The organism is Sphingomonas arabinosi, from assembly GCF_036663715.1.
Classification (GTDB): Bacteria; Pseudomonadota; Alphaproteobacteria; order Sphingomonadales; family Sphingomonadaceae; genus Sphingomonas.
In genome coordinates this window covers 105319-129164 of the sequence record NZ_JAXOJN010000011.1, presented here as the reverse complement: position 1 = coordinate 129164, position 23846 = coordinate 105319, and the positions used below count along the sequence as shown (strand labels likewise).

The 23846-nt window shown below is 63.6% G+C and carries 18 protein-coding genes; 6 read left to right on the top strand and 12 right to left on the bottom strand.

The annotated features are described in order from the left end of the window. Window positions 1-306: 306 nt before the first annotated feature. Window positions 307-1353 carry an ion channel gene (locus tag U1708_RS16365; RefSeq protein WP_332746944.1) on the bottom strand — a complete coding sequence of 349 codons (1047 nt, stop codon included), beginning with the start codon at window positions 1351-1353 and terminating at the stop codon, window positions 307-309. A gap of 179 nt (window positions 1354-1532) precedes the next feature. Here U1708_RS16365 and U1708_RS16360 point away from each other — a divergent pair, with 179 nt between their 5' ends. Continuing rightward, window positions 1533-2066, top strand: coding sequence for a hypothetical protein (locus tag U1708_RS16360; protein WP_332746942.1), 534 nt, complete (start codon window positions 1533-1535; stop codon window positions 2064-2066). A 684-nt stretch (window positions 2067-2750) separates the two neighbouring features. On the opposite strand, the gene U1708_RS16355 is transcribed toward U1708_RS16360, so the two are convergent. From U1708_RS16355 to U1708_RS16340, 4 genes are all read right to left on the bottom strand, one after another. After that, entirely contained in the window at window positions 2751-3011 is a 261-nt protein-coding gene (locus tag U1708_RS16355; protein ID WP_332746940.1) for a DksA/TraR family C4-type zinc finger protein, read from the bottom strand. Window positions 3012-3135: 124 nt separating this feature from the next. Continuing rightward, on the bottom strand, window positions 3136-3891 hold the full coding sequence (locus tag U1708_RS16350; protein WP_332746938.1) for an SDR family NAD(P)-dependent oxidoreductase: 756 nt from the start codon (window positions 3889-3891) through the stop codon (window positions 3136-3138). A gap of 28 nt (window positions 3892-3919) precedes the next feature. Continuing rightward, window positions 3920-4936, bottom strand: coding sequence for an aldo/keto reductase (locus U1708_RS16345; RefSeq protein WP_332746936.1), 1017 nt, complete (start codon window positions 4934-4936; stop codon window positions 3920-3922). Beyond that, window positions 4923-5279 (bottom strand): carboxymuconolactone decarboxylase family protein, encoded by a 357-nt coding sequence (locus tag U1708_RS16340; protein WP_332746934.1) that lies wholly within the window; start codon window positions 5277-5279, stop codon window positions 4923-4925. The genes U1708_RS16345 and U1708_RS16340 overlap by 14 nt, the downstream gene beginning before the upstream one ends. Before the next feature lie 99 nt (window positions 5280-5378). On the opposite strand from U1708_RS16340, the gene U1708_RS16335 reads away from it, so the two are divergent. Then, window positions 5379-6302 (top strand): LysR family transcriptional regulator, encoded by a 924-nt coding sequence (locus U1708_RS16335; RefSeq protein WP_332746932.1) that lies wholly within the window; start codon window positions 5379-5381, stop codon window positions 6300-6302. Window positions 6303-6597: 295 nt separating this feature from the next. Here U1708_RS16335 and U1708_RS16330 read toward each other — a convergent pair whose 3' ends face one another. After that, the gene (locus tag U1708_RS16330; protein WP_332746929.1) at window positions 6598-9723 is read right to left on the bottom strand and encodes a TonB-dependent receptor domain-containing protein; all 3126 of its coding nucleotides are present in this window, start codon (window positions 9721-9723) and stop codon (window positions 6598-6600) included. 278 nt (window positions 9724-10001) lie between these two features. Here U1708_RS16330 and U1708_RS16325 point away from each other — a divergent pair, with 278 nt between their 5' ends. Both U1708_RS16325 and U1708_RS16320 read left to right on the top strand, forming a co-directional pair. Further along, window positions 10002-12104, top strand: a complete 2103-nt coding sequence (locus U1708_RS16325; protein WP_332746927.1) for a S9 family peptidase — start codon at window positions 10002-10004, stop codon at window positions 12102-12104. A 68-nt stretch (window positions 12105-12172) separates the two neighbouring features. Beyond that, a complete protein-coding gene (locus tag U1708_RS16320) occupies window positions 12173-14794 on the top strand; it encodes a M14 family metallopeptidase (protein WP_332746925.1) in 2622 nt (873 codons plus the stop codon). Between the two features lie 84 nt (window positions 14795-14878). On the opposite strand, the gene U1708_RS16315 is transcribed toward U1708_RS16320, so the two are convergent. The 5 genes from U1708_RS16315 to hutI are packed head-to-tail and all read right to left on the bottom strand — an operon-like array spanning window position 14879 to window position 20570. Next, window positions 14879-15382, bottom strand: a complete 504-nt coding sequence (locus U1708_RS16315; protein WP_332746923.1) for a HutD/Ves family protein — start codon at window positions 15380-15382, stop codon at window positions 14879-14881. After that, window positions 15382-17052, bottom strand: coding sequence for a urocanate hydratase (gene hutU / locus U1708_RS16310; protein WP_332746921.1), 1671 nt, complete (start codon window positions 17050-17052; stop codon window positions 15382-15384). Before hutU ends, U1708_RS16315 begins: the two co-directional genes overlap by 1 nt. After that, on the bottom strand, window positions 17049-17870 hold the full coding sequence (gene hutG / locus U1708_RS16305; protein ID WP_332746919.1) for an N-formylglutamate deformylase: 822 nt from the start codon (window positions 17868-17870) through the stop codon (window positions 17049-17051). Before hutG ends, hutU begins: the two co-directional genes overlap by 4 nt. Beyond that, a complete protein-coding gene (gene hutH / locus U1708_RS16300) occupies window positions 17867-19405 on the bottom strand; it encodes a histidine ammonia-lyase (RefSeq protein WP_332746917.1) in 1539 nt (512 codons plus the stop codon). Before hutH ends, hutG begins: the two co-directional genes overlap by 4 nt. After that, window positions 19395-20570, bottom strand: coding sequence for an imidazolonepropionase (gene hutI / locus U1708_RS16295; RefSeq protein WP_332746955.1), 1176 nt, complete (start codon window positions 20568-20570; stop codon window positions 19395-19397). Before hutI ends, hutH begins: the two co-directional genes overlap by 11 nt. Before the next feature lie 122 nt (window positions 20571-20692). On the opposite strand from hutI, the gene U1708_RS16290 reads away from it, so the two are divergent. Both U1708_RS16290 and hutC read left to right on the top strand, forming a co-directional pair. Beyond that, window positions 20693-22057 (top strand): formimidoylglutamate deiminase, encoded by a 1365-nt coding sequence (locus U1708_RS16290; RefSeq protein ID WP_332746915.1) that lies wholly within the window; start codon window positions 20693-20695, stop codon window positions 22055-22057. Continuing rightward, complete coding sequence (gene hutC / locus U1708_RS16285) at window positions 22047-22772, top strand: histidine utilization transcriptional repressor HutC (protein ID WP_332746913.1); 726 nt, start codon at window positions 22047-22049, stop codon at window positions 22770-22772. The genes U1708_RS16290 and hutC overlap by 11 nt, the downstream gene beginning before the upstream one ends. A gap of 130 nt (window positions 22773-22902) precedes the next feature. On the opposite strand, the gene U1708_RS16280 is transcribed toward hutC, so the two are convergent. Continuing rightward, entirely contained in the window at window positions 22903-23778 is an 876-nt protein-coding gene (locus U1708_RS16280) for a transglutaminase-like domain-containing protein (protein WP_332746911.1), read from the bottom strand. Window positions 23779-23846: the final 68 nt, after the last annotated feature.

Genomic DNA, 23846 nt, shown 5'->3' with positions numbered 1-23846 from the left:
GCTTCCTTCAGGATGCCGATGATCTGCTCTTCCGAAAACTGCTTCCGCTTCATCTGTCCGTCCCTTTCCGGGGGCGGACTCTAGCTCCAACTGGAGGAAAAAACGGGGGTCACGTCACGTAAAGCGCGTCGTTTCGTGTGATGTGCTGGTCGATATTCATGAGCGTATATTAGTGTAGTTGGGCGGGAGCGAAAGCTCCACAATCATCAGGCCGCCGTGGTCGCCGATTCCGCCCGATCGCCATAGGCACTTCGTCCGACAAGCAGAAAACGCCATCTACCGCCTTCATCGTCACACACTTTGGAGTTAGGAAGCTTTGCCCAGAGTGATATCCTGTTTGGTTTGAACCATAGAGAGTCTTCGGCGTGAGCTACCGCTCGGATTGCCGGCGTAAACGGCAAAACAAACGACTAGCAGGATAAGGCCACAGGCAATTTCGAACGCGGTCAGTGCTTGTACGATGACCCCCTTCGGCACGTATCCGCCACCACCGCTCGTGGTGATGGTTGAGCCGCTGTAGAACAGGACATCGATGACGTGCGTTGGTCGATTTGCGTTCTTCTCCTGCCAGGCGGCTGCAGGGGCCAGCGCAAGTAGGATGGCGAAGTTCAGGATCAGCTCGACGTAGCTCGTGAGGGCTAGGCCGATGCGCTGCCGGCCGTCGAGATCGCTTTCGGAGCCCTCGTCAGCGAGCTTTGCGAAAGCGTCGCGGCAGAAGGCGTAAATCACCTCTATAGCGCGGGACATGCAGTAGGTCGCGAGCGCGAACGTTGCGAGCCTGAAGAGCATGCCGTCGTTTCCGACGTTCCATTGAGTCGCCGCGATGCGGTTCTGGCTGCACGCGACGAGCACGGTCGCTAGGCCTAAGGAGGTAAACAAGTTGCGCCGGTTCAGATGGACGATGACTGCGGTCCGCGCCGCCCCTTCGAGTCCTCTCTTTCGAACCATCGCTAAGGCAAACGTCCACGAGGATAACAATACGATCCATTCGATCCATGGACGCGGGCGTAGCAACTCGATCGCTGCAGGTTCGCATTCGCCCGCAGCGATTCTCCCAGATTCGACAGCGGGCTCGACGTCGCTTTCTCTCATGTTCGGCATGTCCTCATCCGTCCGCACTACCATCGAGGCGCTGGCAAATGCGAGCGGGTAACGCCTTAGGGAGACAAGCGAGATCGTAATATTTAACTTGAAAGCGAAATATTCCGCTTCTACTTGTTTCTTGCCATTAAGGAGGCTCGCATGCCCAAGTCGTTTTCCTATCGCACACAGTGGTTCGAACGTGTGACAATCGTGTTTGCGGGTGGTGGTGGAGCGTGCCAGGCACGCTCGTTCGTCCAAGACGTTCTCCATCGTGCACATGGGTTTCGGACAGCGCGCAATCTAACTGTCGAACTTGCTCGGCGGGGCGGCCGGTTCCGTGTCGCAATCGCGCGGCGAGCTGTCAAAAAGTTGTGCCGACGTTTAACGCTCCTTATCGAGGCTGGCTTGATCGAACTGTTCGTCGCGGGTCGGCGCGTCGAGGCCTGACGTTGGTTGCTCAGGCGGAATGGCTGCGCGACTGGCGGGGCATCGCAGAGGGTGTGGCGGCGGGCCGCTACGAGGCGATCACGGCTGACCTTGCGGGTACGACTTACGAAATCCTCCGCATCTCAGCGTTCGACTCGAGCATTGACGGCGACCGGCGCGCGGTGCGTACGGGTGCACGGGCATTTGATGATAAGACCGCACTCTACACCCACCTAACGCGCGATACGGGCGTTGTCAGGTTCATCACGATGAGGGGCAGCCCGACCTACGTGCTGGAGCCGGGTTCCGACGCGGTCGAATGGGCCGCCGCAGTTGAGGGGGTATCTGTTCGTGAGATGGCACAAGCGGTGCGTGAAGGAGCTCTCGGTCGCGAGGTAGCGAGACTGGTCAGACGTGGTGAGCGACATGCTCGTGACATTCTAACCGCCCAAGTCGACGCTCTAGAGCAGCGAGCGCTCGACGCGGAAGGTGAGGCGGAGCTGCTCCGGGCCGAACTGCGCGCCCGTCGGCGCGCACTCGACCGGTCAGATCGCTGAGAGAAGCGAAAGTAGCCGGCAAGGTAGTTGTGTGACTGGCAAATAACTGGCTTAGGTTGTGGCTGGAGGCCCTTTCGGGCCCAGTATCCTCACCTTCGTCAGCGGCACGTCTTAAAGAAGGCAAGCTAGGCCGAACCGGTCAATCGGCCCAAAGCGATGCTCGACATCGCCCGGCTCGAGCGATGCGGCGACGTCGCCGACTTCGACTTTCGTCACGGACGGCGATACACGGGAGGGTCGACCATGACCTACCGGACCCGGGTTCAAAGCTGGCATCGATCACGCTCAGGAACGACTACAAGTTCGCATGGACCGATGCTACGAGGCAGCTCCGCTATCTCTCACTGAGGGTCGCCGGACACAGCATCTGACCGAAGCGGTCAATTTACTGTCGCATCCTTCCGCATGGACAAGATCTACCCGATCGCCTGCCCGACCGCGGTCCGTCAAAAGTTCCGCGTGCAATGCGGGCATTGGCTTTCCCAGGATGGCGGCTTCTGACCGAAGCCGTCATCCTGGGAATCAACTTGAAGGACTGGAAGGTTTCAGTTTTCGCCATTCCGACGAAGCGGCGTGGCGATCATGCACCGATGAATGAACGTCGGAAGTTGGGGAGCTGTAAACCGCATGGGAACGTCTGGATTTGGGTCTGGCCAGACTAAAGCCGCGGCGAAGCGGGGGTGATCACCGCAGCTGACTGTCCTTGCTGCCCCGTCGATTGAACGTTGCCGCTAGAGGCCGGTCGCGGCCACCCTGGCACGTCACGCAGGTACGCACCCCAGGCACTGCGCGGCGCCGACCTTCGGGGATGTCGTCGCCACAGACTCCACAGAACGGTTCACTCGTTCCGCTTGGCATGCTTGCCCGAGCGGCCAGCACTGCGTCTGCCACTGAATCGTCGATCTGATCCTGAACCGCGCCATCGCGCGTCCAACCTCCGGCCATCTGCCTCTCCTTACATGAGACATATGGGAAGCAGGGAGGGTCTGTGCCATCGCTCGTGCGTAAACGAATGTCCGCTCCGGGTGACCGTTCACGTCACCCGGACGACAATTCTGAGTCCTGGTTCCTACAGCGACCAGCCACCGTCGACCGCCGTTGCCGCGCCGGTGACGAAGCCGCCCAAGTCGGACGCCATCCATAGCACCGCCTCGGCGATCTCTTCTGGCTTGCCAAGCCGACCGACCGGTTCGCGATCAAGCGCCTTCTGGATGTCGCCGTCGGTGAACCGATCCATCATCGGGGTCTCGATGTTGCCGGGCAGCACCGCGTTTACCCGGATGTTCAGCTTGGCATAGTCGAGTGCTGCGGATCGGGTCAGGCCGATGATCGCGTGCTTGGAAGCGGCATAAGCCGCGCCGCCAGCGACACCGCGGATGCCCGCGCCCGACGAGGTGTTGATCACCACACCGCTGCCTTGGGCGACCATCTGCGCCAGTTCGTGCTTCATGCAGGTGAAGGTGCCGCGCAGATTTATGCTGAGAATGCGATCCCATTCGGCGAGATCGATTTCATGCACCGCCGCGGCCTTGTTCTCGACGCCCGCATTGTTGAACGCGATGTCGAGCCGGCCGAATGCCTCGACGGTGCGCGCCACTGCCGATTCAACCTGATCGGGCGAGGACACGTCGCAGGCGATCGCCAGCACCTCCCCGCCCGCCGATCTCACCGCCTCCGCAGTCTGTTGAAGTGCGTCCTCGCTGCGGTCGAGGATCGCGACGTGTGCGCCTTCGGCGGCGAAGGCAACGGCCGCCGCGCGCCCGATGCCGCTCGCGGCGCCGGTGACGAAGGCGACTTTGCCGGTGAAGCGGTCGGGTCGGGACATGCCATGATCCTTATTGGTTGGGTACGGGTCAGGCGTTGGTGCCGACCGGCGGTGCGTCGCGGCCAACCATCGCCATCTGCTGCGGGGCGTAGCGGTCGCCTTCGGCCTGGATGCCAGACGCGGCCGTGTCGATCTCAGCCAGGTCGGTGTCGCTCAGTTGGACGTCCGCGGCAGCGATGTTCTCCTCCAGCCGGTGGAGCTTGGTCGTGCCGGGGATGGGCACGATGTATGGCCGCTGGCCGAGCAGCCACGCCAACGCCACCTGTGCGGGGGTTGCTCCTTTGGTGTCGGCCACGCGCTTGAGCAGGTCGACGAACGCCTGGTTCTTGGCCATTGCTTCGGGAGCGAAGCGTGGCACGCTGGCGCGGAAATCGCCCGCGTCGACCTTGCTTAGGGCACCGGTCAGGAAACCCTTACCGAGCGGGCTGTACGGCACGAAGCCGATGCCGAGTTCGTCGCAGGCGGCGAGCACGCCGTTGCTCTCGGGGGCGCGCCACCAGAGTGAATACTCGTTCTGCACGGCCGCGACCGGCTGTACGGCGTGCGCTCGTCGCAAGGTGGCGACGCCTGGTTCGGACAGGCCGAAGTGCTTGACCTTGCCCTCGGCGATCAGGTCGCGGACCGTGCCGGCAACGTCCTCGATCGGAACCTGCGGGTCGACCCGGTGCTGATAGAGGAGATCGATCGTTTCGATGCCGAGCCGCTTGAGCGAGCCGTCTACAGCTTGGCGGATGTGTTCCGGCCTGCTGGTGATATTGCCGAGGTTTGCACCTGTGGCGGGGGCGATGTCGAAGCCGAACTTGGTGGCGACCACGACACGGTCGCGGACGTGGCGGAGCGCCTCGCCCACCACCTCCTCGTTCTCGAACGGGCCGTAGACCTCGGCGGTATCAAAGAAGGTCACGCCGCGGTCGACCGCCGCGCGGATCAGCGCGATGCCATCCTCCTTCGACAGCGTGGCGGCGTAGCCGAAGCTGATCCCCATGCAGCCGAGGCCGAGGGCCGACACCTTGAGGCCGCTGCGGCCGAGTTCACGCGTCTGCATTGAGGTTCTCCTTGCCTGAATCGATCTGTTCCGCCTTGGCGAACACGTCGCGGGCGATGGTGATGGCCGTGCTGGCCGTCGGCCAGCCAGAGTAGAAGGCGAGATGGGTGATAGTCTCCACGATCTCGTCGCGTGTGACGCCGTTCTCCAGCGCCTTACCCATGTGGAACGGTAGCTCATTCGTCCGGTAGAGCGCGACCAGCGCCGACACGGTGATCAGGCTGCGATCGCGCGGCGATAAACCGGGCCGCTGCCAGACATCGTCGAAAAGCACCTCGTCGGTAATCTCGGTCAGCCTAGGGGAGATATCGCCCCATGGTGCGCGCATTGGGGTGTCAGTCATGGCTCGCCTTTCATTCTCCCGGTTGCCTTGTATCTAGGCAACGGAGCTGGTCTCGATTAGGTCAAGATATCTGCACGCGGTTGTGAGTTCAGTTCAACAATGACCCGCCAGCCGATCAATGATCTCGTCGCGCTCCGTGCCATTGTGCGCGAGCGCAGCTTCACACGGGCAGCGGCGCAGATTGGCGTGTCCCCATCCGCGCTCAGCCATGCCATCCGCGGGCTGGAGGAACGGGTCGGCGTCCGCCTGCTCACGCGTACGACGCGAAGCGTTGCGCCGACCGATGCCGCCGAGCGACTGCTCGACGCGATCGGCCCGCACCTCGACGGGATCGAGGCCGAACTCGCCACTTTGAGCACCCTGCGCGAAAAGCCCGCGGGCACGATTCGGATCACTACTGGGATCGACGCCGCTCAGACGATCCTGTGGCCGGCGCTAGCCGATTTGCTGCCCGACTATCCCGACGTTCAGGTCGAACTCGCCGTGGAGACTGGCTTTGTCGACATCGTCGCCGAGCGGTTCGACGCCGGTGTGCGACTAGGCGAGACAGTCGCGCAGGACATGATCGCGGTACGGATCGGACCGGACATGCGCATGGCCGCGGTTGCTTCACCGGCCTATCTGACCGCGCGCGGGCAGCCGGTGACGCCGCACGATCTGGCAGCTCATATCTGCATCAACCTGCGTTTCCCCACCCATGGCGGACTTTATGCGTGGGAGTTCGAGCGCGATGGCCGAGCGCTCAACGTGCGGGTCAAGGGGCGGCTGATCGTCAACGACATCGTGCTGGCGCGGCAGGCGGCTCGCGACGGCGCCGGCATGGCCTACCTGCCTGAGGACTATGTCCGAGCCGACATGGCAGAAGGTCGCTTGGTTCGCGTGCTCGGCGACTGGTGTCCGCCGTTTCCAGGCTACTATCTCTACTATCCGAGCCGGCGTCAGCTCTCGCCGGCGATGTCGGTGCTTATCGAGGCGCTTCGATCCCGAAGCAGGCTTGCGCTTGAGGAAACTCCTACCGTCTAGGCGTGTGGGCGATCGGCTACACGTACTTGCCTGACGTTTCGGCTCTCGAGAAACAGCTGCACCGGCAAAGATGAATGAACGTCCGACGCTGGGTGCCGCTTTGGCCGCGCTAAGCGGCCATTACTGGGTCACCAAAGACGCGACCGCCGAAGGCAGCTTGATTGGTAAGTCTTTGACTTTCGCTCGACGGCCAGCATTTCATTGGTAGGTTAAGCGCCTAATATGATTGGTGTCGAATTGAACAGTTGGTGGACGATGCTATTAACATGGTCCACCGCTGTTTCGATAATAAAAATCAGAAATTGACGTTCATTGAAACTGTGTAGCGTCGACCAAGTAGATCATATGCGGCTACTGCGTCATAGGGATAGGGTGGAGCCTTGTCGAAGAGGTTGGTGACGCTCAGGCGCAACGTCGCACGATCCTGGATTTTCTGGCTCAATCCTAGATTGAACAGCCACTGATCGTCCAGCTTCAGAATGTCGCGGCTGTCCGCGTTGAAGAGCATGTCGTACGACGCCTTGCCCGTATAATTGCCCTGAATGCTGATTCCGGTCCCACTGTCGCTGAGGAAAGCTAGATTGAACTGCCCGCTGTATTTGGGCGTGCCGATCTCGCCAGCTTGTGGATCGACCGTGACGCCGTTGTTCGAAGAGCGCAGCGTGTCGAGATAGAACAGGCTTCCGCTTGTATTGATACGCCCGTCGATACCTAGGCCGTTAAGCGGCGCCCAGTAATCAAGCTGTGCGGTCAGGCCCTTGAACTCGATGAAACTGCCATTGACGAACCCGGTGCGTATGCCCGGATTGGCGGGGTCGGATACTATCTGGCCGTTGGTGACCGGATCGCTGCTGCGAATGCGCGTGAACTGCTGGCAATAGGCATTGCCGCTATCCGGGTTCGCCGCATCGAAATTGGGGTTGTCATAGCAACCCTCGGCGATGTTCGCGGCGGTCAGCGAGGCGATGTTGCCCTTCACCCGGATGCGGTTCCAGTCGATCGATGCCTGGAAGCGCGGGATGAAGCTGGGTCGGAGCAGGACGCCGAACGTGTAGGAATTCGCCTGCTCGTTCTGCAGATCGGGATTGCCGCCGGTGATGCCGGGAACCGCGGACGTTCGCGCCAGCGAGTTGAAGCTCGCGGGGCTGACGCCGTAGCTCGAATAGAAGGCGGCGCAGTTGCGCTGGCGGATCGTCGGATTGGAACCGCCGCCGATGTTGGCGACGTCGCAGGGATCGGGGAAGAACGAGCCCGCATTGGTCTGCGGCGTGAACAGCTCGACCACGGAAGGCGAACGCAGCGAGCGGGTGTAGTTGCCGCGGAACTCGATCCCGCCGATCGGGCTGTAGCGCCCGCCACCGGTATAGGTCCAGAACCCGCCATTGACCGAGTTGTCGACATAGCGCGCACGACCCTCCACCGACAGGCTCTCGATCAGCGGCACGTTGTTGCGCGGTGACACGAGCGGTATCAGGATCTCGCCAAAGCCTTCGTCGGTATTGAACGAACCCTGGTTGCCGATGATCGCCGCCGCACGGCCTCGCCCCGCGACCTGGAAGGGATCGGGCGTGAACGAGCCGAATTCGCGGCGATGCTCGTATCCGACGTTGAACCCGACATCGCCCGACCACAGGTGGATCAGCTCCGACGAACCGAAGTTCACGTTGTAGACCTCCTGTTCGACCACCGAGCGTGCGGTCGAGCGGTAGTTCACATACGCCACCGCCCTCGGGTCGAGCCGTCCCGGACCGAACGGATCGATCGCGACGCAGGCGGCGTCCGCGACCGGCCGGAGCCCGCCGGGTGCGGCGTTGAGCGTCGGGTTCGGGTTGCAGTTGTTGATCGCGTTCACGAACTTCTGCTGATCGAGCAGGATCTGGTGGAACCTGCCCTCGGTACGGCCGTAATTCGCCGATGCCTCGAACGTGAAGCGCTTGCCGAGCGCGTTGAAATCACCGGTCAGTCCGGCGACGCCGCGATAGACGTTGGTTTCCGAACTCGCCGCGCCATTGGTGATGTCGACGAAATCGCGCGAGAGATAGAAGTTGTTGACGCCGTTGCTTTGCAGGACGCCGCGCGCCTGGCTGGTCAGGCGGGGATCGTTGACGTTGAACAGCAGCACGCCATTGGCACCACCGAACAGCGGCGAGTTGTAAACCGGCTGGTCGATCACCTCGCGGCCGACGCCGTGATAATAGGTGCCCTCGAAGAACGCCTTGATCGAACTGGTGATCTCGTAATCGACGTTGAGGTTCGCTGTGTAGCGTTCGAGATCGTTGGTCAGCGGGCGCGTGTCAGCCAGGTTGAAGCCGTCTCCGCCGCTGCCATAGGTGTTGCCGAACGGCGTACCCGCGTTGAACGGGACGATGTTGCCACTCGGATCGAACTGCAGGCGGTTCAGCCCGCCCGCACCGAAGCCTGCCGTATTGCCGTCGGGCGCATAGGTGACGAAACCACCGGTCGCCGCATTGTAGGGCAGGATGAGCCCGGCGGCGGATTCGGTGAAGATCCGGGTGTTGCCGATCAGCACGGTGTTGGGAATGCCGTCGGTCGCGCCGCCGTTGAACGGGACGCTACCGTTGACACGACCGTCATTGGCTGGCGTACGGCCCGGAATGCGGGTCTGTGCGGTGCCGGCCGTGGGATTGGTCTGGAACGTCAGCCCGTCACGCGCGCGGTCGCGATCGACCGCGCGCAGACCGTCGTTGCGGTCGTAGGATCCGCCGATCAGGATATGCCCGCGCGCGTCGGGGCCGAACTTGAACCCGGCGATCCCGGCCAGGTTGGCGCGGTAATTGTCGCCCTTGTCGCTGATCCCGCTGAGCGCCTGGATCTCGGCGCCGACATAGTCCTGCTTGAGTATGACGTTGATGGTGCCGGCGATCGCATCGGAGCCATAGGTCGGCGCGCCGCCGATCGAGACGTTCTCGATACGATCGACGAGCAGCGGATTGATGACGTTCAGATCGACCTGGAGCCCGGCCGGATTGCCGAGCACGGTCGGTGCGTTGGTCGAGACGAAGCGGCGGCCGTTGACCAGCGTCAGCGTGCGCGCGGTGCCGAGCCCGAACTTGTTCACGAAGTTCTGGCTGACGCCGTAGGTGCTCTGGCCGCCCTCGGCATTCTGGGGGACGCCGAAGCCTGGCTGTTCGTTGATCGCGTCGGCGACGTTGGTCAGCCCGCGGGTGTTCAGATACTCCGACGAGATGACCGTGGTCGGCTCGAGCGCGTCGTAGTCCTTGCGACGGATGCGCGATCCGGTAACGACGATGGAATCGTCCTCGCTGACGGACGCCGGCTGTTGGCTTGCGGTTTGTGGGCTTGGATTGGCCGAGGTGACCGGTACGTCCTGCGCATAGGCGGCACTGGTCAGAATGAGAGTTGCGGTCATGGCCGTCGCGGTCAGCAGTCGAGTCTTCATCGCCGGGTCCCCTTGTTGTGTACCTCTCCCCCTGCGGCGTCCGTGCAGATTTGGTATCCACATCGACTTCTGTTTTGTATAGACATATTGGTAACATCGATTTTGAATGTTGCAATACGAATAATCAACCTGATCGAGAATTACCTTTTCAGAGGGTTACGCGCTCGTTTACGTCCCATATTGCGACGCAACATGATTATACAATCTTTTTGTATAGACATTTGTTTCGACTCGATAGACATTCGCATCGGGCTTGGGCGACGATCGGGGAGACGACGATGCGGACGGGGCAGGGAGCGCGGTATGGCGCCAAGCTGAGTTTTGCGCTGGCTGCGGCAGTGGGCAGCGTGTTGCCCGCAGACGGTCAGACCGTGAGTGGCAACGGATCGCCGATGTCGTTTCCAATGAACGACGAGGTGCGGACGCAGGTTCGCGGCCTTCGCGGTCTGTCGCTGTCGCCGGACGGCAAGCAGGTGCTCACGGGGATTACCGACACAACCGCGGATGGCGGACGTCCGCATTTGTGGCTGCTGCAAGATAAGCGCTCGCCGCGGCAACTGACCTTCAGCGCATCGACCGATCGTGGTGGCGAAACGGCGGGGCAGTTCTCGCCCGATGGGAGCGCGGTCTACTTCATCGCCCACCGCGAAGGGACGAAATCGCTGTTTCGATTGCCGCTGGGCGGCGGCGAGCCCGAACGGCTCCAGATCGCGCGCGATGCCGCCGGACAGGTGACCAGCCACTGGCAGGGCAAGGCGATCGACGGTGCGCTGTCGGTGGCAGGATATGCGTTTTCGCCCGACGGCAAATATTTGGCGCTCTGGGCCGCCGATCCCGAAAGCGCCGCGGTGAAGGTACGCAAGGCTCGCAAGGATGACGGCTATAGCCACGGCGAGGACGACCACCGCACGCACCTGTTCCTGATCGATCCTGCCTCCGCCGTCGCGCGGGACGTGAAGATCGATGGCGCGTTCGATTCGCTTGGCTGGTCGTTCGACAGCGCGGACATGCTGGTCACCACCGATCCGGATCATGACGAGGTCGGTCCCGATGCGACGGTGTGGCGCGTCGATCCCCAAACCCTCGGCGCGACCCGCATCGACCTGCCGCGAACGGTGCGTGATCCGGCGTTCCTGCCGGGGCGTCAGCGGATCGTGTATGCCGACACATGCGAGGACGATGCGCCGAGCGGCTGCGTCGATCTGTTCGTTCGCGATGTCGCGGGCGGCACGCCGCGCAACCTCACGCGTGGCTTCGATGGCGCGCTGTCGAACGACTTCACGATCCTGCCCGATGGCGACCTCATCATGACGATCGCGCGGCATATGCGCAGTCGCCCAGCGCGCATGTCGACACGCACCGGCGCCGTGACCTGGCTCGACGCCGATCAACCGATCGTCGGTACGCTGGTCGCCAATGCACGGCAGACCGCTTGGGCGATGACGACGAGCGGACCAACACTGCCGATGGCCGTGGCCGTCACGCCAAAACCCGGCGGCAAGGCAACGCCGCTCGCGATCCCCGCACTCGTTCCGGCGCGCTGGCCGAAGGTCCAGTCGAAGATCGTCCATTGGCAGAACGAAGGCCTGACGATCGAGGCTGCCTTGTACATGCCGACGGTCGCACCGGGAACGAGGGTGCCGCTGGTGGTGAGTATCCATGGCGGCCCCGCCGGGCGGTTCGCGGACGATTACAATAACCTCGTCCAGATGCTCGTCGCGGAGGGCTGGGCGGTGCTGCAACCCAATATCCGCGGCAGTACGGGCTATGGTGCCAAGTTCCTGGCGGCGAACAAGAACGACCTCGGCGGTGCCGATTACCGCGACATCATGACCGGCGTCGACGCGATGCTGAAAGAGCATCCGCTCGATCCCGATCGGATGGCGCTGATCGGCTATAGCTATGGCGGCGAGATGGCGGGCTTCGTCGTCGGCAAGACCGACCGGTTCAAGGCGATCGTCTCGGGTGCGCCAGTGATCGACCAGTTCAGCGAATACGGCACCGAGAACGGGACCTATTACGATCGCTGGTATTACGGAAAGCCCTGGCTGAACTTTGCCGATGTCTGGCGGCAGAGTCCGCTTTCGACGGCAGGCAACGCGAAGACGCCGTTCCTGCTGTTGCAGGGGAGCGAGGACGTCACCGATCCGCTGGGCCAGTCGCTCGAGATGTGGCGTGCGCTCAAGCAGAGCGGCGCGCCGGTCGCGCTTGCCGTCTATCCACGCGAGGGTCACGGCGAGACCGGCGGCAATTTCCGCGCCCTCGCGAGCCAGGAGCCGTGGCACGGCGTCGACCTTCGCCGGCGTATGTTCGGCTTCCTGCGTGCGGCATTCGCAGGCGAACCCGATCCGCTGGCGATCGCGCGCAAGGACGTGCCCTGACATTCATTGCCTTCGATCCTTTCCCAGACGCGGCGCCAGCGCCGGCCAACACCAGGACACCCAACCCTATGCGAACGACCCTTTCCCGTGCCGCCCGCGTTCTTTTGGTCACGACTGCGCTGGTGGCGGCGGCCCCTGCGATGGCCGACACCGTGCCGACCGCGAAGTCGGTACTGGGGCATGATCCCGGCGACGATTACTACCTCGCCAACTACGAGGATGCGGTTCGTTATTTCCAGGCGCTCGCCAAGGCATCCGATCGCATCCGCCTGTTCGAGGCGGGCAAGTCGACGCAGGGCAAGACGCTGACCTATGCGGTGATCTCGTCGCCCGACAACGTCCGCAATTTCGAACGCTATGCCGATATATCGCGGCGGCTGGGCGATCCGCGCGGGCTGACCGACGAGCAGGCGAAAAAGCTCGCGGCCAGCAGCAAGATCATCGTCCATATCGATGGCGGGATGCATGCGAGCGAAGTGGCAGATCACCAGTTGCCGCTGGCGCTCGCGTACAAATTGCTGTCGGCGAAGAACGACGCGGAGATCGACACGATCCTGAACGACGTGATCCTGGTGCTGTGGCCGACGCTGAACCCCGATGGGCAGGACATGATCGTCGACTGGTATCGCAAAAACCGTGGCACCAAATACGAGACGAGCCACATGCCCTGGTTGTACCAGGACTATGTCGGTCACGATAACAATCGCGACGGCTACATGCTCAACATGACCGAGACGCAGGCGATCAACCGCGTCGAGCAGACGTATTCGCCGATCATCTGGTATTCTCAGCACCAGACGGCGCCGTTCCCCGCGCGGATCTGGGTGCCGCCGTTCGCCGATCCGGTGTCGTCTAACATCAGCCCGTACATGCGGATCTGGACCAACGCGATCGGCACCAACATGATGGCGCGGTTCGAGAAGGAGCAGAAACCGGGGGCGATCGCCGAGGCGCGGTTCGACAATTGGTATGCGGGCTTCCTCGATTACATCCACGTCTTCCGCAACACGATCTCGTTCTTCACCGAGACCGCGCACGACAGCGCGACGCCGAAGACGTACAAGGTCGAGGACTTCCCCAAGAACACGCAGGATCTGAAGGCGCAGATCATGTACCCGCACCCCTGGAAAGGTGGCGAATGGCATCTGAAGGACTCGGTCGACTATATGGTCACCGCCTCGATGTCGGTACTGGAGACCGCGCAGAAATACCGCGAAACGTTGCTTTACAATCGCTATCAGGCCGGGCGCGACACGATCCGCAACTATGCCGCGGATGGCCCGTCGGCTTATGTGATCCCGTCGGGTCAGGCGGACATGCCCGAGGCGGCATCGCTGGCGCAGTTGATGATCGCGCATGGGCTGGACGTTCACCAGTTGACGCGTCCGGCGGCGTTCGGTGGCAAGACCTATCCGGCGGGCTCGTTCGTAGTGCTGACCAACCAGCCGTTCGCCGGGCTTACGACCGAATTGTTCGAACCACAGAAATACCCGGATGCGATCCTGGACGGCGGCGGCAAGCCGGTGAACCTGCCCTATGACGTGACGGGGTGGACCCTGCCGATGCAGATGGGCGTGAAGCTCGATCGGATCGCGCAGCCGGTGGATGCCGATGCAATGGCGGCGCTGAGCAAGGTCGCGAGTGCGGATGCGCCCGCCGGGACGGTCAGTGGCAGCGGGACGGCCTATGCGTTCAGCCGATCGGTCAATGCGAGCTACAAGGCGCTCAATGCCGCACTGGCGAGCGGTGCCAAGGCGCGTTTCACAACCGCTGCGTTGACGCCGGGCGGGGCGCCCGAGGATGCGATCATCGTATCTGGGCTCGGTGCCACGCAGATGACGAAGATCGCGACCGACAACCGGATCGCGGTGACCGCAATGCCGGCTGCTCCAGTAAATGGGGCTAGCGTGCACAAGGGCCGCGTCGCGCTGTATCGACCATGGGGATCGAACATCGACGAGGGCTGGACGCGCTGGATCCTCGAAAAGTACGCGTTTGCCCCCACCAGCCTGTATAACGCCGACGTGAAGAAGGGCGCGCTGGCGGGCAGGTTCGACACGATCGTGCTGCCCGATATCGGCGGCCGCGAACGCCCCGATGGCAAGCCGAAGGACGCGCCGAAGCCAAGGCGCACCGGATCGGTCGGATCGCTGGTCAACGGCATCTCGCCCGACGACGTCCCTGCACAATATGCCGGCGGGATCGGCGAGGATGGCGGCGAGCAGTTGAAGCGCTTCGTCCGCGATGGCGGGACGCTGGTCGCGTTTAACAATTCATCGGACGCGGTCATCGACCTGTTCGACCTGCCGGTGACCAACATCCTGAAGGGCGTGTCGAGCGACACATTCTTCTGTTCGGGCGCGCTGCTGGCCGTCGATCTCGCACGGGGGACGCGCGCGAGTGCGGGGATGCCAGTGGACCCGATCGTGATGTTCGAGGGTGGACCGGCGTTCACGCCCAAGGCCGGGTTCACCGGTCGGGTGCTGGCCTCCTATGCGAAGACCGGCAACCCGTTGCGTAGCGGCGTGCTGCTCCACCCCGAAGCGATCCAGGGCAAGGCCGCGGCGATGGAAGTGCCTTATGGGAAGGGCAAGATCTACCTCTACGGGTTCAAGCCGCAGTGGCGCGGGCAGAGCCACGGCACGTACAAGCTGATGTTCAACCTGCTGTATCCCGAGGGCGCGCATTGATGGGGTCGGGGCGCTTCGTAAAGGAGCGCCCCCAGTCGTACTCGAACCGCGAGATCCCAGCTTTCGCTGGGATGACGGATGGGCTCAGGATTCGGTAAGATATACCGCCAGCGTGTCCCCCGACACCGCTGGCGCGTTTTCACGATCGATCAGCACCGCGTCGTGGCGCCCTAACGCGATCCCGTCGATGCATACCCCGTCCGAGAGTGCGAAGATCAGCATCGGCCGTGGATCGCCGGCCACGTGGCGGGCCACTTGGTGATGAAAGCGACCGCGTCTTGTGATGACGTTGAAAGCGGTCGCAGGTCTCGAGATCGCCGCAGCGATCGGTTCGTCGCCCGAGAAGACGAGCATGTCGCCTGCCTCGAGTCGCGCGTCGCCAAGTGTGGCCGGCCCGCCGTCGAGCAGGACCAGCGTACGATCGCAATCTTCGAAACGCGAAAAGGGACCGCTTTCAGCAATCTCGGCTACACTGATGCGCCAGCCGAAATCGTCGCCCGGATTGCCTGCGACCTCGCGCGTCAGCCCGCCACCGTTGCGCCACGGCTGCGCCACGCGCTCGTCTGCGCGGAGCAGCCGTGGAACCATCAGCGCGTGATCCCCGGCAGGTCGAGGCCCTGTTCGTGTGCGCAATCGACCGCGATGTCGTAGCCCGCATCCGCATGACGCATTACTCCCGTTGCCGGGTCGTTCCACAGCACGCGCTCAAGCCGGCGCGCCGCGTCGGGCGTGCCGTCCGCGACGATCACCATCCCCGAATGCTGCGAAAAGCCCATGCCGACGCCGCCGCCATGATGCAGAGACACCCAGGTCGCGCCACTCGCGGTGTTGAGTAGCGCGTTGAGTAGCGGCCAGTCGCTGACCGCGTCCGATCCGTCGCGCATCGCTTCCGTCTCGCGATTGGGGGAGGCGACCGAGCCGGAATCGAGGTGATCGCGACCGATCACTACCGGCGCTTTTAATTCACCGTTCGCGACCATCTCGTTGAAGGCGAGTCCGAGCCGGTGACGATCGCCGAGACCGACCCAGCAGATCCGCGCGGGCAGGCCCTGAAACTGGATACGGTCGCGTGCCATGTCGAGCCAGCGGTGAAGATCCTTGTTGTCGGGAAGCAGTTCCTTCACCTTGGCGTCGGTCTTGTAGATGTCCTCGGGATCGCCCGACAACGCGACCCAGCGGAACGGGCCGATGCCACGACAGAACAGCGGGCGAATATAGGCGGGGACGAAACCGGGGAACGCGAACGCGTCCGCGACACCTTCTTCCAGCGCCATTTGGCGGATGTTGTTGCCGTAATCGACGGTCGGCACGCCGTCCTTCCAGAAGGCAAGCATCGCACGGACCTGCACCGCCATCGACGCACGTGCCGCGGCCTCGACCGCCTTCGGATCGCTCTGCCGCATCCGTAGCCACTGATCGAGCGTCCAGCCTTGCGGCAGGTATCCGTTGATCGGATCATGCGCGGACGTCTGGTCCGTCACCGCATCGGGACGGATGCCGCGCGCGTGGATCTCGGCGAAGACGTCGGCGGCATTGCCGAGCAGCCCTACCGAGATCGGCTTCCGCGCGGCCTTGGCCCCGTCGAGCATCGCCAGCGCCTGATCGAGCGTATCGGCGCGCGCGTCGAGATAGCCGTTGCTCAGCCGCATCTCGATCCGGCTCGGCTGGCATTCGACCGCGAGGCACGATGCGCCCGCCATGACCGCGGCCAGCGGCTGCGCGCCACCCATGCCGCCGAGCCCGCCCGTCAGGATCCAGCGGCCGGTCAGGTCGCCGTCGTAATGCTGGCGGCCCATCTCGACGAAAGTCTCGTAAGTGCCCTGGACGATGCCCTGCGTGCCGATATAGATCCAGCTGCCGGCGGTCATCTGGCCGTACATCATCAGCCCGGCGCGATCGAGTTCGTGGAATTTGTCCCAGGTCGCCCAGTGCGGCACGATGTTGGAATTGGCGATCAGCACCCGTGGCGCGTCGGCATGCGTACGGAACACGCCGACCGGCTTTCCCGACTGCACCAGCAGCGTTTCGTCCGCCTCTAGCCGTTCCAGGGTCGCGACGATCGCATCATACGCCTGCCAGTTGCGCGCGGCGCGCCCGATCCCGCCATACACGACGAGCTGCTCGGGGCGCTCGGCGACGCCGGCGTCGAGATTGTTCATCAGCATCCGCAGCGGCGCTTCGGTCAGCCAGCTTTTCGCGGTCAGTTCGGTGCCGTGCGCGGCGCGGATGGAGCGGCTATTGTCGATGCGATCGGTCACGCGTCCGGGTTCCTTGTCCAGTCGATGCAGTCTTGCAAAATATCGCGCAGGATGATGCGCAAGCCGTTCGCCTGTGGCCCGATCGGGGTGGGCCAGCTGGCGGGGGTGAATTCGGCCGGCTCGTCGAGATAGCCGCGCGTCGCGAGCTCCATCTGGACCGCGTGGATGCCGTTGTGCGGTCGGCCATAGTGACGCGTGGTCCAGCCGCCGCGGAACCGCCCGTCGACGACATGGCTATGCCCGCTATCGGCGCAGATCGCGGCGACCCGGTGGCGCAAAGCCTCGGCGCAGGTTGTACCGCCATTGGTGCCGATATTGAACTGCGGCAGTTCGCCCTCGAACAGCCGGCCGACATGGCTGCGGATCGAGTGCGCGTCGTAGATCACGACGCGGTCATGCGCGGTGCGCAACCGTGCAAGTTCCTGTTCGATCGCGGCATGATACGGTGCGAACCACCGTGTCTTGCGATCGGCGATGGCCACATCGTCGGGTGTCATGCCAGCTTGGTAGAGTGGCTCGCCATCGAAGGTCGTCGTCGGGCATAGCTCGGTGGTCGCCTGGCCGGGATAGAGCGACGCCCCCGACGGATCGCGGTTCACATCGATCACCGAGCGCGACATAGCGGTCGACACGATCGTCGCGCCGAGCTCCGATGCGAACGCATAAAGCCGGTCAATCCACCAGTCCGCGTCCTTCCGTGCGAGCCAGGGAGAAACGAACCGCGCTTCGATCTCCTCGGGAATGGTGATGCCGGCATGCGGGATCGCGACCAGCAACGGCGCGTGGCCGCGCTGCACGGTCAGCCAGTCGAGGCTCATGCCGCCAACCCGGGCAGTACCACGCCGCTTGCCATGACAATGTTCGCCAGAACCCCGCTGCGGACCATGGCCACCGCGGCCTCGATGTCGGGTGCGAAGTAGCGATCGGTGTCGAGCGTTGGTACTTCGCTGCGCAACCGTGCTCGCATTGCCTCTAGCGGCGCACTGGAGCGCATCCCCTCATGGAAATCGCAACCTTGAGCCGCCGCGAGCAGCTCGATCGCGACCACCGCTGCGGCGTTGAGCGCCATTGGCGATAACCGCCGCGCGCCGTGTGCGGCCATCGACACATGGTCCTCCTGGTTCGCCGACGTCGGGATCGAGTCGACGCTGGCCGGATAGGCGCGCTGCTTGTTCTCCGAGACTAAGGCGGCGGCCGTGACCTGCGGGATCATGAACCCCGAATTGAGGCCGGGGCGGGGCGTGAGGAACGCAGGAAGTCCCGACAGTGCGGGGTCGACCAGCATCGCGGTGCGGCGTTCGGAGATCGATCCGATCTCGCAGATCGCCATCGCGATCATGTCCGCAGCGAAGGCGACGGGCTCGGCGTGGAAATTGCCACCCGACAGCACCGATCCGTCCTCCGGAAATACCAGCGGGTTGTCGGAGACGCCGTTTGCCTCGATCGCGAGCGTCGTCGCGGCCTGGCGCAGCAGATCGAGCACCGCGCCCATCACCTGCGGCTGGCAGCGCAGGCAATACGGATCCTGCACGCGCGGATCGTCTTCGCGGTGCGAGGCGCGGATCGCCGAGCCGTCCATCAGCGTCGCCAGCGTCGCCGCGACCTCACGCTGCCCGGCATGACCGCGCAGCGCGTGGATGCGCGGGTCGAACGGCGTATCCGATCCGCGCGCAGCCTCGGTCGACAGCGCGCCCGTCACCAGCGCCGCAGCGAATACGCGCTCCGCCTCGAACAGCCCCGCCAGCGCTTGCGCGGTCGAAAATTGCGTGCCGTTGAGCAGTGCGAGGCCTTCCTTCGCGGCCAGCGTCACCGGCGTCAGGCCGGCGCGCTCCAGCATCTCGGCAGCAGGGCGGGGCATGTCGCCATCGAAGATCTCGCCCACGCCCATCATCGTCGTGGTTATGTGCGCGAGCGGCGCGAGATCGCCCGACGCGCCGACCGATCCCTGCGCTGGGATTACCGGGATCAGGTCACGCGCCAGCATCTCGGCGAGCATCGTCAGCGTGCTTTCCCGAATGCCCGACGCACCAACGCCGAGGCTGGCGATCTTTAACGCCATCATCAACCGGACCACGGGCTTGGCGGTAGGTTCGCCGGTGCCCGCGGCATGCGACAGCACGATATTGCGCTGAAGTTCGGCAAGGTCGCCCGTCGCGATGCGGATCGACGCGAGTTTGCCGAACCCGGTATTGACGCCGTACACCGGCGCATCGCCCTGGATGATCCGCTCGATCACCGCGGCCGAAGCGCGGACCGCGTCCAGGCAGGCGGGGTCGAGCGTCACCGCGGCACCGCGGTAGATGTTGTGCCACTGATCGAGCGAGACGGCGCCCGGTATGAGTTCAACGGACATGTCGGCCTTTCACGATGCGGGAATGGAGCGGATTGGCGCCGATCCGGTAGACAAGTTCCGCCGGGCGCTCGATAGACCAGATCGACAGGTCGCACTGCTTGCCGGCCTCGATCGTGCCGATGCGGTCGAGCAGGCCGAGCGCACGTGCTCCTTCGCGTGTGACGCCCGCCAGGCATTCGGGGACGGTCATGCGGAAGAACGTCGCGGCCATGTTCATCGCCAGCAACGGCGAAGTGAGGGGGGACGTGCCCGGATTGCAGTCGGTCGCGATCGCCATCGGTACGCCTGCCGCGCGCAACTCGGCGATCGGGGGGCGGCGTTCTTCGCGAGTGAAGTAGAATGCACCGGGCAACAGCACCGCGACCGTTCCCGCCTTCGCCATCGCTGCGATCGCAGCCGGGCTGGCGTGTTCGAGATGATCCGCCGACAGCGCGCCATACGAAGCGGCAAGCGTCGCCCCTTCGAGGTTGCTCAGCTGTTCGGCGTGGAGCTTGACGGGCAAGCCCGCAGCCGCGGCGGCATCGAACACACGCGCCACCTGTTCGGCCGAGAAGCCGATACCCTCGCAGAACGCGTCGACCGCATCGGCTAGGCCCGCCTTCGCGATCGCTGGAATCATCTGTTCGGCGACCAGAGTGATGTAACCGTCCGGGTCGTCGCGCCATTCGGGGGGAAGCGCGTGTGCTCCGAGAAACGTCGTCCGGACGCCGACCTGCCGCAGTTCGCCGAGCCGCCGCGCTGCGCGCAGCATCTTGGCTTCGTGATCGAGCGTCAGGCCATAGCCCGACTTGATCTCGACGGTCGTGACGCCCTCTGCGAGCAACGCATCGAGCCGCGGCAGCGCGATCTCGACCAGTGCGTTCTCGCTTGCCAATCGCGTTGCCGTTACGGTCGAGGCGATACCGCCACCTGCGCGCGCGATCTCCTCATAGCTGACACCACCGAGGCGCTGTTCGAACTCGTGCGCGCGATCGCCCGCGTAGACGAGGTGGGTGTGACAATCGATCAGGCCGGGCAGGATCCAGCGACCCTCGCAATCGACGATCTCGGTCGCTGTCAGCTCCGGTGGGTCGGTCGCGGCGCCAGCGTAGACGATCATACCGTCCCGTGCCGCGATAACGCCGTCTTCGACTATGCCGATCGGATCGCCATCGTGCGCTGCCATCGTGGCGAGGCGGGCGTTGCGCCAGATCCGATCACAGCTCGTCACTTCGAAACTCCCGATTTCGATCTTTTATGTCTATACATTTACTGCCGGGCAAGCGAAATCGGGAACGGAGGTGCGTGATGACGACATTGTGGTTTGAGACGGCGTTGTTGCCGCAGGGTTGGGCGAAGGCCGTGCGGATCGCGATCGGCGAGGACGGCAGGATCGCGTCCGTCGACGCCGACACGCCGTACCAAGAGGTTGATGAACGTCATTGGGCGGCGATGCCGGGTGTTCCCAACCTGCATAGCCATGCCTTTCAGCGCGCGATGGCCGGACTTACCGAACGCCGCGGGAGTACGCGCGACAGTTTCTGGACGTGGCGCGACCTGATGTACCGGTTCGCGGCACGGATCGATCCCGATCTGCTCGAAGCCGTCGCGGCCATGGCGTTCGTCGAGATGCTCGAAAGCGGGTTCACCCGAACCGGCGAGTTCCACTATGTTCATCACCAGCCTTCGGGCTCTGCCTATGACGACGTTGGGGCGATGGCAGCCAGCCTGGCAAGCGCGGCCGACCTTACCGGGATCGGACTGACGGTGTTGCCGGTATTCTACGCTGCGTCTGGGTTCGGTGGGCAGGCGCCGACCACCGGGCAGCGGCGGTTCCTGTCGTCGGTCGACGGGTTCGCAAAGCTCCTCGATGCGACCGAGACGGCCGTCGCGACGCTCCCCGATGCGATCATCGGTATCGCGCCGCATAGTCTGCGCGCAGTGCCGCCCGATGCCCTCCAGGCTCTTGCGCAGATGCGTCCCAACGCGCCGTTTCACCTGCACATCGCCGAGCAGGTGCGCGAGGTCGAGGACTGCGTGGCGTGGAGCGGACGGCGGCCGGTCGAGTGGCTCTTTGATACTTTCGCTGTCGATGCGCGCTGGTGTCTCGTGCACGCCACGCACGTCTCGGCGGCCGAAGTCGAGGCGATCGTCGCGAGTCGCGCGGTAGTCGGGCTGTGTCCCGTTACCGAGGCCAATCTGGGCGACGGCATATTTCCCGCCAACGCCTTTGCCGCGCAGGGTGGACGGTACGGTGTGGGATCCGATTCGAACGTCGCGATCGATGCCGGCGGGGAACTGCGGATGCTGGAATACGGGCAACGCCTGGTATCGCGGGAGCGCAACGTGCTGGCCGCATCATCGCGATCGAGCGGGCGGGCGATGATCGACGCGGCGATCGCCGGTGGTGCACAGGCACTCGGCATGCCCGTCGCCGGGCTCGTCGCGGGCACAAGCGCGGATCTAGTGAGCTTCGATGGCGAGCATCCGTCGCTCGCCGGACGGAACGGTGATGCGATCCTCGACAGCTGGGTATTCGCGGCCGGGCAAGGCGCGATCGACTGTGTCTGGCGCCGCGGGCAGCGCCTGGTCAGCGAGGGTCGGCATTTTGCGCGTGAACAAGTGGCGCAACGCTACAAACACGCGCTAGGACTGTTGCTGGATGGCCAATAAGATCGACGATGGCGCAGACCGCCCCCTTCACATTCGCATACGCAGCGATATCGAGCAGCGGATCATGTCCGGTGTGCTCAATCCCGGCGATCGGATTCCCTTCGAGCACGAACTGATGGCGCAATATGACTGCGCCCGGATGACCGTCAGCAAAGCGCTTTCCGCGCTGTCGGATGCGGGGCTCATCGTGCGTCGACGCCGCGCGGGATCGTTCGTCGCGCCGCAGCGGATCGACATGGCGGCGCTGGCAATTCCAGACATGCGCGTCGAGGTCGAGGGACGCGGGGCGCGGTACGATATCGAGCTCCTGTCCCGGAAGGTCTTGCGAAAGGCTGACGGAAACGCGCCCGACATCGTCGTTCCCAAGGGGACGATGCTCTTGGCTCTGGTCTGTCGGCACTGGGCCGACGAGAAGCCGTTCGCGGTCGAGCACCGGCTTATCAACCTGACCGAAGTGCCGGCTGCGGAAGAGATCGACTTCGGAACGGTCGCGCCGGGAAGCTGGCTGTTGGATAACGTGCCGTGGACTGAAGCCGAAAACCGTATTTATGCGCGGCTTGCGGGCGATGATTCGGGGTATCTGGAGATCACCGCCGAGTCGGCATGCTTGGGGCTGGAGCGACAGACCTGGCGAAACAACAAGCCGGTGACGCACGTCCGCCAGATCTTTCCCGCAGCCGGTTTCAATCTGGTCGCGAGGTTCGTCGCCGGGTAACTGAGACCTTTTACCAAACCGTGGATGAACAAACGGCCGCTTATAGCGAATGGCGAACGAGAGTTAAACGACCGCAAGTGGGTCAGTTAGCTCGGCAAGAAAAAGGAAAGGGCAAGGTAGGTTCGCTAGACTAGACGATGAGTTCCAGCATACCATCGTGCGGCAGGAGGGGAGCGTGACGCGATACAATTCGCAGTGAAACCGCGGACATCTCGTCAGTGTGAACATTGAAGCAAATGAGCCGCGCCCAGCCAAAGGCGGTGGTGAGGGCGGTATCCGCCGCGTCGCGGCCTACTGCCATTAAGATGCGGCCGGTGCGCGGAATGCGATGCCGTGCATCGTATGCGTGCCATGAATTACCGAGATACACCTCGAACCAGGCATGGAAATCCATTGCTACGCCGACGGGCGGCACGCCGATGTCGCCGAGGTAGCCGCTGCAATAGCGCGCCGGGATGTTCATACAGCGGCACAAGGCGACCGCGAGATGGGCGAAGTCACGGCAGACGCCAACCCGTTCCTCATAAGCCTCGTAAGCCGTCCTTGTAGCCCGAGCGTAGCAGTACCCGTAGGTGATATGCTGATGAACGAAGTCAACGATCGCATGGACGCGCGGCGCGCCAGACGCAGTTCCGCTGAACAGGCGCCAAGCCTCTGTCGTCAGGCGGTCGGTGTCGCAGTACCGACTGCCCAATAGATAGGTCAGTACTTCAGCTGGAAGTTCCTCAATCGGTTTTTGGTCAGCGGGATATTGTGGATCGGGTTTGCCGCTATCCTCAATGACGAAGTCGCAGGACAGCGTCGTCATGCCGGTTGGCAGCATCAGGCGGGTGCAGATATTGCCGAACGCATCACGATAGTCTTCCCGATCGGTCGCCGTGCCGATGGACATTTCGTAGGGTGATCGCAAATCTGCCATCCGCGAAGGGTGGAGATTGAGCATGGCGATGACCGGCGTCGGGGCGTTGCAGTCGAAGGTCAGGGTATAGCCAGCGTGGATGAGCATAGTGCCTCGTCGAGAAAGTACCCGCGATGAACCGGACCGGCCGCCGACGATGTTTACCATAAACCAGC